The organism is Staphylococcus sp. AC872, from assembly GCF_979255425.1.
Genome location: NZ_CEEDKW010000095.1, coordinates 1 through 233 on the forward strand (window position 1 = coordinate 1; position 233 = coordinate 233).

Below are 233 nucleotides of genomic sequence, written 5' to 3' on the forward strand. Positions count from 1 at the left end.
ATCATGGATGCAGCAGACTATGAAGTAAGCCAAGCTGTTAAATTCGGCGCTGATGTTGTAACAATTTTAGGTGTAGCAGAAGATGCGTCAATTAAAGCAGCAGTTGAAGAAGCACATAAAAATGACAAACAATTATTAGTAGATATGATTGCTGTACAAGATTTAGAAAAACGTGCGAAAGAATTAGATGAAATGGGTGCTGACTATATTGCAGTGCACACTGGTTATGATTT

1 protein-coding gene is annotated in these 233 nt (G+C 36.5%); it reads left to right on the forward strand.

Annotation, left to right across the window (positions count from 1 at the left end; genetic code table 11):
* Positions 1 to 233, forward strand: a 233-nt coding sequence (locus ACZ267_RS13060) for an orotidine 5'-phosphate decarboxylase / HUMPS family protein (protein ID WP_463680367.1), incomplete at both ends; no start/stop codon positions are given.